The sequence below is a fragment of the Streptomyces sp. NBC_01446 genome, from assembly GCF_026340095.1.
Classification (GTDB): domain Bacteria; phylum Actinomycetota; class Actinomycetes; order Streptomycetales; family Streptomycetaceae; genus Streptomyces; species Streptomyces aureus.
In genome coordinates, this window is record NZ_JAPEPO010000001.1 from 7,799,178 (window position 1) to 7,815,433 (window position 16,256).

At 68.5% G+C, this 16,256-nt stretch carries 9 protein-coding genes and 1 pseudogene; 4 read left to right on the top strand and 6 right to left on the bottom strand.

Translation table 11 applies throughout. From position 1 onward, the window contains the following. Nucleotides 1-132: 132 nt before the first annotated feature. Entirely contained in the window at nucleotides 133-1,023 is an 891-nt protein-coding gene (locus OG456_RS35280) for a GNAT family N-acetyltransferase (protein ID WP_266568214.1), read from the bottom strand. A 231-nt stretch (nucleotides 1,024-1,254) separates the two neighbouring features. Here OG456_RS35280 and OG456_RS35285 point away from each other — a divergent pair, with 231 nt between their 5' ends. Beyond that, nucleotides 1,255-2,445 carry an acyl-CoA dehydrogenase family protein gene (locus OG456_RS35285; RefSeq protein ID WP_266568216.1) on the top strand — a complete coding sequence of 397 codons (1,191 nt, stop codon included), beginning with the start codon at nucleotides 1,255-1,257 and terminating at the stop codon, nucleotides 2,443-2,445. A gap of 120 nt (nucleotides 2,446-2,565) precedes the next feature. On the opposite strand, the gene OG456_RS35290 is transcribed toward OG456_RS35285, so the two are convergent. The 3 genes and pseudogenes from OG456_RS35290 to OG456_RS35300 all read right to left on the bottom strand — a co-directional run. Then, entirely contained in the window at nucleotides 2,566-3,441 is an 876-nt protein-coding gene (locus OG456_RS35290; RefSeq protein ID WP_323136377.1) for a group II intron maturase-specific domain-containing protein, read from the bottom strand. 132 nt (nucleotides 3,442-3,573) lie between these two features. Further along, nucleotides 3,574-4,992, bottom strand: coding sequence for a group II intron reverse transcriptase/maturase (gene ltrA, locus OG456_RS35295; RefSeq protein WP_266568218.1), 1,419 nt, complete (start codon nucleotides 4,990-4,992; stop codon nucleotides 3,574-3,576). Between the two features lie 600 nt (nucleotides 4,993-5,592). Then, a pseudogene (locus OG456_RS35300) lies at nucleotides 5,593-6,474 on the bottom strand (reverse transcriptase N-terminal domain-containing protein); the annotation flags it as partial. A gap of 136 nt (nucleotides 6,475-6,610) precedes the next feature. Between OG456_RS35300 and OG456_RS35305 the strand changes: the two are divergent. Next, nucleotides 6,611-6,778: a hypothetical protein gene (locus OG456_RS35305; RefSeq protein WP_266568220.1), complete on the top strand. Its 168-nt coding sequence runs from the start codon at nucleotides 6,611-6,613 to the stop codon at nucleotides 6,776-6,778. Between the two features lie 283 nt (nucleotides 6,779-7,061). On the opposite strand, the gene OG456_RS35310 is transcribed toward OG456_RS35305, so the two are convergent. Further along, nucleotides 7,062-9,434, bottom strand: a complete 2,373-nt coding sequence (locus OG456_RS35310; protein WP_266568221.1) for a SpoIIE family protein phosphatase — start codon at nucleotides 9,432-9,434, stop codon at nucleotides 7,062-7,064. A 127-nt stretch (nucleotides 9,435-9,561) separates the two neighbouring features. Then, a complete protein-coding gene (locus OG456_RS35315; RefSeq protein ID WP_266568223.1) occupies nucleotides 9,562-12,060 on the bottom strand; it encodes a SpoIIE family protein phosphatase in 2,499 nt (832 codons plus the stop codon). Nucleotides 12,061-12,510: 450 nt separating this feature from the next. On the opposite strand from OG456_RS35315, the gene OG456_RS35320 reads away from it, so the two are divergent. Then, nucleotides 12,511-13,146, top strand: a complete 636-nt coding sequence (locus OG456_RS35320; RefSeq protein ID WP_266568225.1) for a TetR/AcrR family transcriptional regulator — start codon at nucleotides 12,511-12,513, stop codon at nucleotides 13,144-13,146. 428 nt (nucleotides 13,147-13,574) lie between these two features. Further along, nucleotides 13,575-15,728 (top strand): SpoIIE family protein phosphatase, encoded by a 2,154-nt coding sequence (locus OG456_RS35325; RefSeq protein ID WP_266568227.1) that lies wholly within the window; start codon nucleotides 13,575-13,577, stop codon nucleotides 15,726-15,728. Nucleotides 15,729-16,256 lie beyond the last annotated feature (528 nt).

Genomic DNA, 16,256 nt, shown 5'->3' on the forward strand with positions numbered 1-16,256 from the left:
AGGACCTCCAGCTGGTTGGGTTGGTGTTTACAACCTTTCACGTTGTACTCTACAACTATCTCGGCGGAATGGGGTACGGGGGAGGGTGTGACGATGGCCACCGCGGCCCCGCGGCGGCCACCGCACGTGCCTTCAGCCCTGCTGGAGCTCGAGCTGGTACTCGTACGTCCGATGCGTCGGCACGTAGCCGAGTCCGTCGTTCACGGCGCGCATGTGCGTGTTGCTGTCGGCGGTGTCCGTGAGCAGGCCCCCGAGCTTCGGGTGGCGGCCGCGGGCGCGGAGAACGGCCTCGGCCTTCATCCAGCGCGCGAGGCCGTGGCCGCGGTGCTCGGGCAGTACGCCCGTGCCGTAGTGCTGTCCGTCGCCCGTGCCGTCGCCGGGGACGACGAGCTCGGTGAACCCCACGACGGTGCCGTCGGAGGCGTCGACCGCCACGACCGTGTCGAGGTGTTCGCCGCGTTCCTCGACCGCCTTGGCCACCGCGCGGACGCGGTCCACGTCCCACGCGACCGTCCCGTAGTCGGTGTCGTCCATGGGCATGTCGTCCATGGCGCGACGCGAGGCGGCGAACGTCGCGGCCAGGTGGTCCGGAACCGTGCCTTCCCAGGAGACGAGCCGGTATCCGGGGTGCTCCGCGCGCGCCGTCCGCGTGAGGGCAGGGATGTCCGCGTCGGCGAGCGGGAGCCGCGCGTACGTCAGGTTCAGCACCCGGCGGAACCCTCGCGCGGCCAGGAACAGGTCCGCGGGTGAGCCGTCGTCGGCCGGGGCGGTGAGCGAGCGCCGCCCGTCGTCCTTCGCGGCCGTCACCGCCGCGTCGAGGAGCCGGGTGCCGGCGCCGCGACGGCGTTCCGCGGGATGGACCTGGAGGGCCAGCTGGGCGAGATGCCGCTGCCCGTCCCGGTCGATGAGCCGCAGGAACGCGGAGCCGACCGGGTTCCCGTCGGTGTCGGACGCCAGCCAGGCGAGGCGGCGCGCGTCCGGACCGCCGGCCGGATCGGTCAGCGGTGTGAGGTGCAGCGACAAGAGGGCTCCTTGTACGGGGAGTTGCGGACTGGCAGAACCTAACCGGGCCGGCGCGACGCCCGCAAAGCAATTGAGCCCGCACGGGCCGAGCGTGCACGGGCCGAGCGCACGGCCCGGCGCGTTCAGGCCCGGAACCGTCCGCCCGCGCCCATTCCCTATTTCTGGAACGAGTTCTACTGTGTGCGCCGTCAGGACCGGGACCCGGTGTACCAGCGACCGTCAGGAGGGGCCGTGCACCTCGAATACACGCCCGAGCAACAGCAGTTGCGCACGGAACTGCGCGCCTACTTCGCGGAGCTGGTGCCCGACAACGCGTACGCCCGCTACGAGGACCCGGCGGCGCAGAAGCGGTTCTACCGCGAGACGGTGCGCCGGCTCGGCACCGACGGGTGGCTCGGCGTCGGGTGGCCGAAGGAGTACGGCGGGCGGGGCCTCACGCCCATGGAACAGTTCATCTTCTTCGACGAGGCCGCGCAGGCGGGCGTTCCCCTGCCGCTCATGGCGCTCAACACCGTCGGCCCCACGATCATGCAGTACGGCAGCGACGAGCAGAAGGCGTACTTCCTGCCGAGGATCCTCTCCGGGGAGCTCGACTTCGCCATCGGCTACAGCGAGCCCGACGCGGGCACCGACCTCGCCGCGCTCAAGACGCGGGCGGTGCGCGACGGGGACGAGGCCACCGGCCACTACACGGTGAACGGGCAGAAGATCTGGACAACCAACGGCGACACGGCCGACTGGGTGTGGCTCGCCGTGCGCACCGACCCGGTCGCCCCGCCGCACAAGGGCATCACTATGCTCCTCGTGCCGACATCGGACCCCGGCTACTCCTGCACGATCATCAACACCCTTGCCTCGCACGACACCACGGCCAGCTACTACGAGAACATCCGCGTTCCCGTCAGCCGTCGCGTCGGTGAGGAGAACAAGGGCTGGCGGCTCATCACGAACCAGCTCAACCACGAGCGGGTCACACTCGCCGCCCACGGCACCATGGCGATCCGCGCGCTGCGCGACGTGCAGCGCTGGGCCATGGACACCAAACTGGCCGACGGGCGCCGCGTCATCGACCTCGGCTGGGTGCGCAAGCGCCTCGCCCAGACCCACACCCGGCTCGACGCGATGAAACTCCTCAACTGGCAGATGGTGAACGCCGTCCAGGAAGGCAGCCTCACCCCGCAGGACGCCTCCGCCGTGAAGGTGTACGGATCCGAGGCGCGCCGCGAGGCGTACGCCTGGCTGATGGAGGTCGTCGCCGCGGCGGGAGCGCTCAAGGAGGGCTCGGCGGGCGCCGTCCTGCACGGCGAACTCGAACGTGGCTACCGATCAGCCGTGATCTTCACGTTCGGCGGCGGCAACAACGAGATCCAGCGCGAGATCATCTCCTGGATAGGCCTGGGGATGCCCCGCGTCCGACGCTGAGGCGCCGTGGTCGGGTAGCCGGAGACCATTGCTGATCCCCGGCCCCCTCAGAACCGGACGTGCGAGCTTTCCCCGCATCCGGCTCAAGCAAGCCCCAATGGGCTTCGCAGGTCAGCAGAGTCATGTGGCCCGTTTGCTGTCGCCCGCGTGATGCTGGCGGTGGCATTCGGAGTGCACGAGGCGAAGGTTGTTCCGCTCGTCCGTGCCGCCGTCTCGCCGGTAGGTGAAGTGATGCTTGTGGAGCATCTTCTTCGAGGCCGCGAACCAGTTGATCCACTCGCGTGGGCTGTCCGGTTCGTACTCGGCTCCGACGATCAGCGCCTGCTTGCAGAGAGGGCAGAGCCCCTGCTGCCGGACCGCCAGGAGAAGACTCGTCTTGTCCATCGGCGGCGGCGCCTTCTTCCGGCGGCGGTCCCGCCAGTACTCGGTCAGCGCGGGGTCGTCCGGGGACGCTCCGCCCTTGACGAGCTGGTGGCGGACGATGCCGGTCCAGGCGAATTTGATGAGGAAGGCACCCCTGTCGCGGTCGCCGAACACCCACCGGTCACGCCGGGACGGGTGGAACTGGCCGAAGTACCGGTCCACGATCCAGTACCTCGACTTGTTGCGGTGACGGCGCCTGGCCCATTTGAAGGTCAGCCGCCACATGTAGCGATCCAGCGACGTGAACGTCGTCGTGGACGCCACCGCCCGGTAGTAGGCGGCCCAACCGCGAACGATCGGGATCAACCTGCGCAACACGGCCTCGGCATTGGACCCGTGCAGGGCCTTCACCTCGGTCCGCAGCCGCGCCCGGAGCCTCGCGCAAGCCGCTGTGCTCGGCTTGATGATCAGCTTGCCGCCCGTTCGGCGGACGGTGAAACCGAGGAAGTCGAACCCCTCATCGAGGTGGACGACCTGGGTCTTCTCCTCGTTGAAGCGAAGACCCCTCGGCGCCAGCCAGTCCTCCAACCGGGCCCTGACCTGGTGCGCCTGTTCCTCATCGTGACAGAGCACGACGTAGGGTCGACCCGAGGCGCGGTACTGGCCTTTCAACCAGCCCGTTTCCTCGGGCCGCCCTCCGAACCCGGCGTGCCTATTGCTAGGCACCGGGCTCTCCACAAATCCCTTCGGACACACGGGTTTTCCTCATGCCGTACTCGGCCACGGAGAGGGAATGGCCGCTCCTCGGTAGCGGTAGCGGGTTGTCCGCACCGCGGCCGGGTTGAACAGCTTCTTCTCTCCGTCGACGGGCCACCAGCCGCCCCGGCAGTATCGGCGGCGGAGTTCCTTCCAACTGGTCTTCCGGTGCTTTCGCCGGAGCCATCCGAAGACCTGCCGCCAGACGACAGCACGCAGGAACTCGAAGGCCCGGTGGGACACCCCCGGCCGGAAGTAGGCAGTCCAACCCCGCAGCAGCGAATTGAGCTGCTTGATCAGAGCTTCGAGCGGCAGGTTCACGTCCTGCCAGCAAATCGCCTTGATCTTCCCGGCGCACGACCTTACGGCCTTCTGCGCGGGGTAGGTGTAGACGTAGTACTTGCTGGTGCCTCGCTTGCGGTGACGCTGGATGCGCCAGCCGAGAAAGTCGAGACCTTCGTCGATATGGACCACCCTCGTCTTGTCCATCGCGAGCCTCAGCCCGAGCCTGGACAGCACCTCGGCCACCTCGTCGAGGAGGGCTTCGGCATGCGCCCTGGTGCCAGACACCATGATCGCGAAATCGTCTGCGTACCGGACAAGCCGGTAGTTGGCGAGTCCGTGACGGCGACGCTTGGCCCGCTCCACGCGGTCTGTCCACTTCGCCGCGAAGTGCTCGTCGAGAGCGGACAGGGCCACATTGGCCAGCAGAGGAGAAAGGATGCCCCCTTGCGGGGTTCCGGTGTCGGTGTCCCTGATGTTCCCGGTCTCCGACAGGATCCCGGCCTTCAGGAACGCCTTCACCACGGCGAGCACCCGTTTGTCCCCGATCCGATGCCGCAGCCGGTCCATCAGGTCCGGGTGCGAGATCTCGTCGAAGCACGCGGCGATGTCGGCCTCCAGCACCCACTCATAGGAGTTGGACGCCAGCAGCCTCATCTCCGCGACTGCGTCGTGTGTTCGCCTTTCTGGCCGGAAGCCGTACGAACACGGATGGAACTCCGCTTCGTAGATCGGTTCCAGCACCAGCTTCAGGGACGCTTGGACCACCCGGTCCCGAACGGTCGGGATGCCCAGCCGGCGGCGCTTGGCCGTTCCCGGTTTCGGGATCATCCGCTCCCGCACGGGCAGCGGGCGGAAGCTGCGGTTCTTCAAGTCGGACCGCACTTCCCCGAGGAACTCCTCGACGCCCCGCACGGACTCCACGTAGTAGGCGGTCTGACCGTCCACTCCGGCCGTGCGTGCTCCCTTGTTGCCCCGCACCCGATCCCACGCGATCAGCAAGAACGCTGGGTCGGTGACGAGATTGAACAGGTCGTCGAACCTGCGATGAGGTTCGGCGTTCGCCCAACGGTGCAGTTTGGTCTGGATCTCCAGTACCCGGCGTTCGGCCTTCATCAAGGCCCACTCCAGTTCGTCGGTATTCACCAACGACCTCCCGGCATTCCAGCAGCCTCCCTGCTGACTTGCTGGCCCCCTTCGCCATGTACGCGCCTCTCGCGCGCTCGGACTACTACGGGGCCTCCGCCCCGCCCCACAGCCGTCAGCCGACGACGGACCTGCCCACTGCTGTCCTGGATGGCCAGCAGGAAGGGCGACCGGGGACGGTTCCCACGTTCACCACTCAACCGATCGACGAGGGAGGTGCCCAGCTGTTGCCCCGGCAGCATCGCCATGACTACGCCGCAGTCATTCACCATGGCCTCCCCACCGGCGACTTCCCCCGGCTTCGGAGTTGGACGACCCGAAAGACGCCCACGCACTGCTGACCAACCCATATCCACCAGATTTGAGCTGGCACGCCGTTTACGGAACTTTGGCACTGGTTCCTCTCGTACACCTTCTCGTCTCGCTTGCCGAACCCACGCCGTCTGGCAGTGCCGACGCGTCTCGGCGTTGTCAGGGCTGCTTCCCACCCTCCCCGGCGTCTCCCGGATCAGGCTGCCCTCAGCTTCACCCAGCCGCTGCGACGGCCAGGCGGTGGAGTCCTTCCACCCCCACCCGGTTGTGCGGCGCCTCGTGGCGCGCGAAGTCATCGGCATACCTCACCAGCACGGGGGTGCCCGGCATCGCGCCGGGCTCGCGCCCGGCCCGCACCGTGTATTGACACCCAGCGGCCTGTTCCAGTCCGTGCAGAGCAACGTTCAGCAACAGCGGGCTGATCACACCGCCTTGAGGAGTTCCCTCCTCGGTCGGTGCGAACCGGCCGCGGTCGATCACGCCCGCCTTCAGCCATCCTCGGATCAGGTCCCGTGCGGGGAACTGGCCGAGCATGGTCATGAGGTGGGTGTGGTCGATTCGGTCGAATGCCGCCGACAGGTCCGCGTCCAGGACCCACAGACGTTTCGGGTTCTTGCCCTTGACCGTCCAGAAGATCGCGGATATCGCGTCCTGGCAGCTGCGACCGGGCCGGAAGCCGAAGGACCTCGGCTCGAACCGCGCTTCCCACTCGGGTTCCAGCGCGTTCTTCACGCGGGCCTGGAGGACCCGGTCACGGATGACCGGGATGCCGAGTGGTCGCTGTTTCCCGTTGCTCTTGGGGATGAACACTCGCTTGACCGGCCTGGCCTTCCAGGGCTTCGACGACCGATGGATCTCGGCCGCCAGCGTGCCTCTCGCCTTCGGCGTGAGGGCCCGTTCCCCGTCGATGCCAGCGGTCTCGCGACCACTGCTCTGCTGCGTCACCCGCTTCACGCTGATCAGCGTGTTGCTGCGGCTTCTCAGCATGAGCTTCTGCAAGTTGCAGACCTTCTTGAGGTCCCCGTCCTGCGTTGCCTTGAAGATCCTCTGCCTCAGCCGCCGTACGTTTTCCTCGCAGGTGGCCCAGTCGATGCTATGCCAGTCGAGTAAGTCGTCCTCGGGTCCGTTCATCGCAGGCGCGAGCGTCGCGACAGGTGCCGTGATCTCCATGTTCGCCTCCGGTATCTAACTTGTCCCTCGGTTCCGGCTTCCTTGCAGTGGTGACTTCAAAGGCTCACCTGATCCACGTGGGCGCCCTTTTCGGGCCGGGCCAAGGACCCGTATCCGGCGAGTTATCCGAGAGCGGGTGAAGGCCCCAACTCCCGGTTTCCTCTGGCCTTTCGGCCAGCCGGCCTTCGCTTCTTGGATCATCTACGCGCGGCCCGACAAGGACCGCCCCGGCACGTTCGCCGACCTTCACCACCACCCCGGCGAGGTCGTTGCCCAGGATGAGCGGGAGACGGTACCGCTGTGACCCGCCGCGATGGCCGGCAGCGTGGCGCCGAGATTCTTCTTGCGTTCGCGGTCCGCGGTCTACGCCTGGCGGGTGCCGGTTCCGTGGGCGAGGTTCTCGGAGAGGGCGGCCGGCAGCGAACTCGGGGTGTGCGGGGACGTGGTGAGGGTCCAAGTGGGGGGTCGGGGCTTGGGCCGGCCCAGACGGTCCAGGTGGCGAGCGTCTGCTGCAGGTGCCGGGCTTCTGATGCGCCCACCTCGTCGTCGGCTACGGCATGACACACCCGGAACGAGAAGGCCACCGGTCACGGGGGACACTCGATGAGCTGCTCGGACCAGATCGTTTTGCGGTTCTGTCCATGACGGCAGCCCCAGCGCGCGCCGAGTTGAGCGACGAGGAAGAGGCCGCGACCTCCCTCGTCGGTAGTGCGGGCACGCCTCAGGCGGGGCTGGCTGCTGCTTGAGTCGGTGACCTCGCAGACCAGAACGTCGTGGCGAATCAGGCGCAGCTCCGCCGGCGCACGACCGTAGCGCATGGCGTTCGTCACCAGTTCGCTGACGATGAGTTCGGTGGCGAAGAGGAGGTCGTCCAGCCCCCACTTGGTGAGTTGGCGGGTTGTCCATTCCCGGGCCTCGGAGACGGCGGCAGGATCGGCCGGGATCTCCCAGCGAGCGGTGTCCTTCGCCGGGACGGCGCGGGTGCGGGCCAGCAGCAGGGTCGCGTCGTCGCGCGGTGCCTGTTCTGCCAGGTCGGCGAGGACGGCCCGGCCGGTTTCGTCCAGAGCGCGATCCGGACGGCAGGACGCGGCGAGCGCATCCGTCAGGTACCGGAGCCCTTGGTCGATGTCGTGGTCGCGCCGTTCGACCACGCCGTCGGTGCAGAGTGCGAGGACGCTGCCCGGCTCGATGTCGATCGTGGTGGTCTCATACGGCATGTCGCCGATGGAAAGTGGTGGCCCTGGGCAGATCCCGACGGCCTCGGCGGTCCCGTCGGGCCGGACCAGGACGGGTGGCGGGTGCCCGGCACTGGCTATGGCGCAGCGTCGGGTGACCGGGTCGTAGACCGCGTACAGGCATGTGGCACCGACGACGTCGTCGGGTGGGGCTTCGGCCATGAGGCGCTGGACCTGGTCCGCGATCCGGGTGAGCATTTCGTCCGGTTCGAGTTCGAGGTCGGCGAGGGTCTGGATGGCGGTGCGCAGGCGGCCCATGGTGGCGGTCGCGGGCATGCCGTGGCCGATCACGTCTCCGGAGACAAGGGCCAGGCGGAGAGAGGGCAGAGGGATGGCGTCGTACCAGTCGCCGCGGATTTCCGCTCCGCCGCCTGCGGGCAGGTAGACGGCGGCGGTCTCGGCTGCCGGGGTGTCGGTCGTGGGCGCAGGAAGAAGGCGTTGCTGCAGCGCCACTGCCGCCCGGTGCTCGCGGGTGTAACGGCGGGCGTTGTCGATGGCGAGCGCGCCTGTCCAGGCGATCTGCGTCATGAGATCCGCCTCGTCCTTGGTGAACGGGTCGGATCGCCCGGTACGCCAGACCGATATGGCACCGAGCGTGAGGCCGCGGGCGTACAGCGGTGCCACCATCACCGAATGGGCATCCTCCAGGACGAGATACTCGACCAGCTGCGGGTTGCCGATCAGGGCAACGACGTCGGCACGGTCATGGGTGACTGCCTCGCCGGTCTGCAAGTTGATGGGGTGGTCCACCACGTAGGGGACGGGGTCGCCGTGCCGGGTGCCGGTCGGCCAGACCGCCGTGGCCGGCGCATGGGCCGCGTGGCACAGACAAACACCTCCATCGCCCAGCTGCTTCGGGGGTTCGTCCCCGTCGAACACGCACTGCGAGAGGTCGACTGCGACGAGATCCCCGAAGGCGGGTACGAGTACGTCCGCCAGATCCTGCGCGGTGCGGACGACATCCAGGGATCCTCCTACCTGCTCGGCCACCTTGCCGGCGAGATCCAGATGATGGCGAGCGCGCATATGGTCGGTGTTGTCGATGTACAGGGCCACGACCCCCGTGGGGCGTCCTCGCGCGTCCTCCAGACGGAAGGCGGACAGCGACAGCGCGTGCTGCCGCGCCGGATCGTGCCGCCAGCTCACTTCTTGGTTCCTGCTGATCACCGGGACGCCCGTCTCGAGCACCTGGCGCAGTACTGCCTCGAGGCTCTCGGCGTCTTCGGCACACAGAACGTCGCACAGCCGAGTGCCGGGCTGTACTGGACGGCCGTCGAGAGTACCCAGCATGGCGTTCGTTTGCACAGTGGCGAGATCCGTGTCGTGCAGAGCGATCGTGATCCCGTCCTGCGAGGACAGTGCGCGCAGGAGTGCTGCGCCCTGCTCGTGGTCGGAGACGTGGTGTGCGGGTGCCGCCAGGACAAGGAACTCCGCGGAGCCTTCCACCGCAGAGGTCCGGAAGGCGACATCGATGGCGTCGCCGGATCGATGCCGCAGCCGTACCTGGCCGGATTCCGGCATCTCCGTGGACCTGTGCAGTTCGTCCGTGGGGTTGGCCAGCAGTTCCTGTACGGGGCGGCCGCAGACATTCTCGGCCGTGAACCCCGTCAGGTCCTTCGCTGCCCCGGTCCACCGGAGCACCGTGCCTCGATCGTCGACCACGGCGGCTGCCACGCCATCGCCGGCGTTCCACCTGTTGGGACGAGAACCGGTCCCGCGCGTCATTCCTTGTGGATCACGTGCCGAGTTTGCGTGATTAAGATCGTTCATGCTCATTTGCCCACTTCCTTGTAGGAGGGCGGGGTGACGGGGGACGGGCGTCCGGTCCCGACGGGCTCACCTCTGGTTGCGCTCAGTGCCCTGCGTGCTGCAGTGGACTGCCGGCGCTCGGGCATCCCTGAGCAACGACTGCGGGGGGTAGGTCCTGTTCGGCCCAGACGATCTTGCCGTCTCCTGCGCAGCGGGAGCCCCACCTGCGGGACAGCCGAGCGATGAGGAAGAGGCCGCGGCCGTTCTCGTCGAGGGTGCGCGGATGCTGCGGGCGTGGGTGGCTGGTGCTGGTGTCGGAAACTTCGCAGGTCAAAACCTGGTGCTGAATGAGCCGTAGGCGGATCGGCCCGCGGCCGTGGCGGATGGCGTTGGTGACGAGTTCACTGACGATCAGTTCCACGGTGGTCATGAGATGCCCCATCCCCCATTCGCTGAGCTGACGCGCGGCCAGGTGCCGGGCTGTGCGCACGGCGGCCCGCTCGTTCGGCAGGTCCCAGGACGCGACCCGGGCCGGTTGGAGTGCGATGGTTCGCGCAAGGAGCAAGGTGACGTCGTCGGAGTGTGCCTGGGCCGGCACGGTCTCCATGACTTCCGAGCACAGGTCTTCCAGGGACCGGTCGGATTGTGAAAGGGCGGCGCCCAGGCGGTGTAGGCCGACGTCGATGTCGTCGTCGCGGGACTCGACCAGGCCGTCGGTGTAGAACGCGAGCACACTTCCCTCGGGGAGTTCCAGTTCCACGGACTCGAAGGCGGACAGGCCGAGGCCGAGGCCGAGTGGGGCACCGGCGGGCAGGTCGGGGAAGGTGACCTGGCTCTGCGGGTCGATGATCGCGGGCGGGGGGTGCCCGGCCCGCGCCATCGTGCACTGCCGGGTGATCGGGTTGTAGACGGCGTACAGACAGGTGGCGCTCACTACGGAGTCCTCGTCGGAATCGTCGGCGTCTGCGTCGTTCAACCGCCGGACGGTGTCGTCGAGGTGCGCCAGCAGTTCGTCGGGAGGCAGCTCCAGGTCCGCGAGCGTGCGCACGGCGGTGCGCAGTCTGCCCATGGTCGCCGCGGCGTTGATGCCGTGTCCGACCACATCGCCGACGACGAGGCCCACCCGGGCACCGGACAGCTCGATCACGTCGAACCAGTCACCCCCCACGCCGTGGTCCATGTCGGCCGGCACGTAGCGCGAGGCCACCTCGACGGCGGCACCGCCTCGCACCCGGTGGGGGAGCAGGTCGCGTTGGAGCGTGAGGGCGGTGGTGCGTTCGCGTGCGTACCGCAGGGCGTTGTCCAGGCTGAGCGCGGCCCGGGTGACGAGTTCCTCGGCGAGGAGCAGGTCGTCCTCCTGGAACGGCGTCTGTTCCTCGGAGCGGCCGAACACCGCCAGGCCCAGCACGCTGCGCCGCGCACGGATGGGTACGACCATCAGCGAGTGGATGCCGCTGTCACGGACCTTCTGCGCCCGCACCGGATCGTTCTCGACCCAGGGGCCGGCATGGGTGTTCAGCACGGGTTCCAGGTAGGACCTGCCCGTGCGCAGTGCGGTGGCGAATGGCGAGATCGGGACGAGGTGGATCACCTCCTCGCGCACCCACGGCAACTCCAGGACGCCCATGTCGAGGGAGGCCAGGCCGGCCCGGCGCAGCAGCGGGGTGCGGCCGCTTGCCGTGCCGGTCCCTGCCGAGGGTTCCACGCCGAACGGAACCGACTCCACCAGGTCGACGAGGGCGTGGTCGGCGAGCAGGGGCACGGTGAGGTCGGCCAGTTCCTGCCCGGTCCGCATGACGTCGAGGGTGCTGCCGATGCGCGTGCTGGCTTCGCTGAGGATGGCAAGGCGCTCACGCGCCCGTCGGTTGCCGGTGACATCCACGGTCATGGAGCACACGCCCAGTGGTGTGCCGTCCGCGCCCTGGAGGCAGAAGAACGAGGACGAGAACGCATGTTCACGGCGCCTGTCCGACAGCGGCCACGCCCGGTACTCATGCACCATGGTGCTGCCGCTCTCCAGCACTTGCAGCATCACCACCTCGAGCGCTTCGGCCTCGACGGCGGGCAGCCAGTCCTTCAGGCCGCGTCCGAAGCGTCGGCCACGAGGGACGCCGTCTTGGCGCTCCTTGGCGTCATTCACCCAGGTGCAGCGCAGCTGAGGGTCATAAACGGCGATGCCGATCGGTGCGTGGGCGAGGAGCGACTCCCGCACCGGTCCGTTGACCGCCCCCGAGGACAGTGTTCCGATGTCGGTCACAGACACCAGCCACCGGGTGTCGGCGCCCTGCCCCCACAGCAACGAGACCCGCAGCGTCATGGTGAGCGTGTGGCCGTCGCGGTGGCGCACCTTCACGGTGCCGGACCAGCCACCCTCGGCACGGCACTGCTCAGCGACTGCTCTAGCCCTCAGGACGTCCTCGGAGGGCGGCAACACCTGTGCGGCGGACCGGCCTACCACCTCGCCGGCCGAGTACCCCACCAGCTGCTTGGCGGCGTGCGTCCACCCGACCACCGTCCCCTCCGCATCGATCATGGCTATCGCCGCGTCGGGTGTCTCGCTTTGGTTCACCGGCTCAGCGAGTGCCGTTTCTTCGGTATTCATAGCGGTTCATCCCTTCCGGTGCGTAGGTGCGCGGGGTGTTGGCCTTGTGTGGTGCACCGATCCGCAGGACGGCAGATCCAAGCCAGGACCCACGACGGCCGACACGATCGGGGTCTGGTGGTAGCCGTGGTGGCGAGCGCGGGGACCCAGGGCCCGAGGGGTGCTCTTTGCGACGTCGGCCGCCCCGTGTGTCCTATGCAGCGCCCGGCACATTCAGACTATTTCGTCAAACATGATGAAAGCATCACTAAAGGGGACGAAAAAGTCAAGTTCACCAATATTGATCGATTGATCAGAGCGATTGACGCGAGTCCGGTGGCAGGTCTGGATCCAGCCCCACCCCTCCCTGGTTGCGGGGCCCTGATGGCGGCAGGCGCCGACGGAAGTGAACAATCGCGACATTTGGTGCGATGATTAATTTATCAGAACTGCTAGGATTATCCAGGGTGCATGCCGATGTCAGTCTCGCTCAGGAATCGATACGAACGCCGTCGTGCCGAGACCCGGCAGGCACTCGTCCGCGCCGCGCGGCAGATCCTGGCCGAGTCCGGCGACACCGGCGCCAGCATCCACGCCATCGCCGAGCGCGCGGACGTGGGCTTCGGCTCCTTCTACAACCACTTCACGTCCAAGCCGGACCTGTTCGACGCGGCCGTGGACGATGCAATGGAGGAGTACGCACGAGCCATCGACAAACATCTGCGCGGCCTCGACGATCCCGCGGAGCGCGTCGCTGGGGGCGTGCGGCTCAGCGCACGCGTAGCCGAGTCGCACCCGGAGATCATGCGGATCCTGTGCCACAGCGAGCTCGGCCGCATATGCGCCAGCCGCGGACTGGCTCCGCGCGCGAAGCGCGACGTGGAGCAGGGCATCGCCTCGGGCCGCTTCTCCGTAGCCGACCCGGTCATCGCCCTGACCGCGCTGAACGGCAGCCTGCTGGCGCTCTTGGAGCTGTGGTCGAACAAGCCCGAGGTCGACAGCGACCGAGCCGCAGGCGCAATGGCCGAGATGCTCCTGCACATGCTCGGCCTCTCCCCAGATGAGGCCCGCGATGTCGCCCGGCGTTCCCTTCCCATCGCGGCGTGAGGAGACAGCTGCGACGTGGGGCGGAGTCCGAGACTGCATGGGATGGCGCAATTGGCGGATGCGCTGGACGGGCAGGTGGCGGGGGCGGAGGGTCTGGGACGCGCGGCCGAGCGGCCGTGTTTCGCTCGTTGCGGCCCGTGGCTCGCGGACTGCGTCTTTGCTTCGTCGTCCTGCTTTCAGGCCGGCCCTGCTCTTCAGGACTCCGTCGAGCCAGAACTGCCACGCCGCCGGCTGGCCCACCGCCCTGCTCTTAGGCACGGTAGGCAGGCGGCAGTGCCGCGTCATGGCCCCATCTGAACGTCGCCCACGCCGAGGCGGGCATCTGCCGATCGTCGGCGGCTTCGCAGCGGGCCTGCATGGCCCCGCCTATCATGCAGAGAGGCGTACCGTGCAGAAAGGCGCACGACTCCGCGAAGCGAGCGCGGCAGATGGTCAATGGCGAGGACCTGCAACCCGCTGCCGTCCAGGACCTGCTCGATCAGATAGTGGCCCGGACGGTGGCCGCTACGGGTGCGCACGCGGGAGCGTTCTTCCTGCTCGAGCCCGGCGGCGAAGTCCTGGTCCTGGACGCGACCCTCGGGATGCCCACGGGGTTCGTCAGCCTGCTGCGACGCATACGGGTGTCTGCCGTAACCGAGGGCCCGCTTGCCGAAGCGATACTCCAGCGGCATCTGGTGTGGGTCGGTTGCGGCGAAGAATTCGCCGGCCGATATCCCCACCTGGCCTTGACCTTTCCCTTCCTGGGCGCCGTCGCGGCGACCCCGATCGTGGCAGGCTCCCGCGTGTGGGGCGCCATGCTGCTGGTGTTCTCTCAGAAGTCGCCCGCCCTGGATGCGCGCGCACGGGGCCGGTTCACCACCGCGGCCCGCTGTATCGCCGTGCTCCTGCAGGACGCCGCCGAGGCCGGGCACTGCGTGCAGCCCGGGCTCACGGCGCGTCTGCTGCCGCCGACGCCCGCGCATCCCTCGTCACCGGCTCACCCTCAGGCCGCGGCGGACTTCATAGCCGCTCTTCCCGAAGGGGCGTGCCGGCTCGACGTGCGAGGACGGATCACCTTCGCCGACCGCACCGCGGCCGACCTGCTGGGCGTGAGCCTCCCGCACCTGCTGGGTGCCCGCGTGTGGGAAGCCGTGCCGTGGCTGGCTCCCGCGCCTTACCGACTGCGGTACCAGGTCGCACTCGCGAGCCAGCTCCCGACGTCCTACACGGTGAAGCAGCCCCGTACCGGCAGAGAACTGCTCCTTCAGTTCTATCCGGACCGTACCGGTGTGAGCCTGCGCATCTCCGTTCCTGCCGCCGCTGCCCACAGCCGGGACGAACTGGCCCTCGGTACCGGGGCGGCGCCCGGCCCCGCCGACCTGGACTCCCACCACCACATCATGCAGCTCTCCGGCGGCCTGGCCGCGGCGGCATCCGTCGACGAGGTCGTGGAGCAGGTGGCCGGTCACCTTTCGGTCGCCCTGCACGCGCACGGCTTCGTATTGCTGGTCGCGGAGGCCGGCCGGGTGCGGGTCGTCGGCCGCCACGGCGTCAGCCCTGAGCTGGTCGACCTTTTCGACCACGCCCCCCTCACCTCCGACCTCCCGCTCCCCGGGCTGACCGCCGGCGCACCGTCCTGGGGGCTGACCCAGGGGGTGCCGTCCTTCTTCGCCGACCCGGACGAGCTGCGTGCGGCGTACCCCGAGAGCGCCTCCATCGACGACGGCATGAGCGCATGGGCGTGGCTGCCCCTGATGGCCTTCGGACAGTACTTCGGAGTCTGCGTGGTCGGCTACCAACAGCCCCGCTCCTTCTCGTTGCAGGAGCGTGCCACCCTCACCGCCGTCAGTGCCCTGATCTCCCAGGCACTGGACCGCGCCCGGCAGTACGACGCCAACCGCCAGCTGGCGGAAGGCCTCCAGGCCGGCCTGCTGCCTCGTACGCTGCCCGCGATGCACGGCCTGGACGTGGCCGCCCGCTATCTTCCCGCCAGCCACGGCATGGAGGTGGGCGGCGACTTCTACGACCTTATCCGCCTGTCGGACACCGAGGCCGCCGCCGTCATCGCAGACGTGCAGGGCCACGGTGTCGGCGCCGCCGGCCTGATGGGCGAGTTGCGTACCGCGGTCCACGCCTACGCCGTCGCCAGCGCCACCTCAGGCGAAGTCCTCGCCCGTACCAACCACTTGTTCAACGAACTCGACCCCGGTCTGCTCGCCAGCTGCCTGTACGCGCACATCGATCCCGTCCGCCACAGCGCCCAACTGGCCACTGCGGGTCACTGCCCGCCCCTGCTGCGCCACCCCGACCTGCACACCGACATCCTGGCGGCGCCGCCAGGCCCTCTGCTGGGCGTCGACCCCGCCGCGGAGTACCCCACCGCCGACATCCCGCTGTCTCCCGGGACACTCCTGCTCCTCTACACCGACGGACTCATCGAAACCCCCGGCACCGATCCCGAAACCGCCCTTACCGACCTCGCGGCCGTCCTCTCCAAAGCCACCGGGCCGCTGGACGACATCGTCGACACACTGCTTGCCCACGCCCAGCCATCGGGCGACCGCGCCGACGACACAGCCCTCCTGCTGCTGAAGGTCTATTGAGGCGTGCGCCAGCGCTGCCGCGACGGCCGGACGGGGCGCTATGTCGCGCGCCGGTGCTCCCTGAAGCACCAGCGGTGAGAGCCGGGAGCCTGTCTCCACCACGCGCCCCCGACGCGTACACGCACGGCGTTGAGCGCCGAGTGCCGATCGGCGGGGCGGGGACAGCGGACGTGCAGGCGGACATCGCCGGAGGGCGACAGCCGGACCCCTGGCTTTGCAGGGGATCAGGCGCGGTCGGTGCCGCGAGAACGGCGACTGCCTTCCTGAGCTCCTCGCAGACATCGTCGAGACGATCCCCGTCTGGGGGGCGACGGCTGCACTGATCGCCGCTATCGGACTGCCGTCGGATGCCAACACAGGCGTGGCCACGGCAAACGCGTCCGCGAACGTGACTCCGCGGTTGAAGGCGAGTCGGCGGGAGCGGATCTCGGGAGCTCGGCGAAGAATTGCGGGACCTCTTCCGCCTGCTCCGCACTGCCAGCTCCAGGAGCCGGTGCATCTCCTCGTCCGGGACGTTGGAGAGCAGCC

Excerpts from the sequence above, each read along its gene's own strand:
- OG456_RS35310 (WP_266568221.1), bottom strand. The coding sequence starts at position 9,434 with ATGACGCGCGGGACCGGTTCTCGTCCCAACAGGTGGAACGCCGGCGAT.
- OG456_RS35315 (WP_266568223.1), bottom strand. The coding sequence starts at position 12,060 with ATGAATACCGAAGAAACGGCACTCGCTGAGCCGGTGAACCAAAGCGAG.
- OG456_RS35320 (WP_266568225.1), top strand. The coding sequence starts at position 12,511 with ATGCCGATGTCAGTCTCGCTCAGGAATCGATACGAACGCCGTCGTGCC.
- OG456_RS35325 (WP_266568227.1), top strand. The coding sequence starts at position 13,575 with ATGGTCAATGGCGAGGACCTGCAACCCGCTGCCGTCCAGGACCTGCTC.